The following is a 922-nucleotide window of genomic DNA, read 5'->3' as shown; positions in this document are numbered from 1 at the left end:
TTATTAACCCGTTGGCGGAATTAAAATGTAGCTATAATGATATATAAAAAGTTGCACATATCGTTGATTTTTAGTAACTTAGTGAAGTCAAAACCATTAAGTACAAATCCTCGTATGTGCAACTTATACACAAAATTGGTCAAAATCCTTGAGATATGCAAGCAATTCTCTCACAACCTTGTCAATGAGCAGGGAAATATACCCCGTCGTGGTCCCATGCCAAAATTTTCAGATTTGGAGGTCGTTGCCTTGTCCTTGACAGCGGAATCAGAGATCATTGATAGTGAAAAATGGCTTTTTGATTATAAGCTTCAGGAGTACAAAGACAAAATACCTAACCTCATATCTCGCAGGCAATTCAACGACCGTAGAAAGAATACCGCAGGATTATGCGAAGACACACGAAAGAGAATCGCTGCCCAAATGGACGGTGGGGAAACTCAATTCTTCGTAGATTCCAAGCCGATAGCCGTATGCAGGGTTGCCAGAGGGAAGCGTTGCAAGATGGGGCGAATGGGAGATTTCTCACAAGCACCGGATTTCGGTTTCTGTGCATCTCAAAATATGTATTACTTTGGCTATAAACTCAATGCACTCTGTGGGTTAAGTGGGGTGATACACTCCTATGACTTGTCAAAGGCCAGCGTGCATGACCTCAATTATATGAAAGATGTCAAGCTGGTCTATCATGACTGTAACATCTATGGCGACAAGGGATATATAGGGGCTGATGTTCAACTCGATCTTTTCCAAACGGCTCACATTAGATTGGAATGTCCATATAGGCTGAACCAAAAGAATTGGAAACCAAAATTAATCCCTTTTGCCAAAGCCAGAAAAAGGATTGAAACTCTCTTCTCACAACTCACAGATCAATTTTTGGTTATCAGGAATTATGCGAAAATAACAAATGGTCTGTTTG

The 922-nt window shown here is 40.6% G+C and carries 1 protein-coding gene; it reads left to right on the top strand.

Annotated elements, in window-relative coordinates:
- Positions 1-39: 39 nt before the first annotated feature.
- Positions 40-922: IS982 family transposase (locus tag HMPREF0670_RS15070; RefSeq protein WP_044078531.1), on the top strand; the 883-nt coding region annotated here is incomplete at its 3' end.

It is taken from the genome of Prevotella sp. oral taxon 317 str. F0108 (assembly GCF_000162415.1).
Taxonomy (GTDB): domain Bacteria; phylum Bacteroidota; class Bacteroidia; order Bacteroidales; family Bacteroidaceae; genus Prevotella; species Prevotella conceptionensis.
This window is presented reverse-complemented; position numbering and strand designations above follow the sequence as displayed.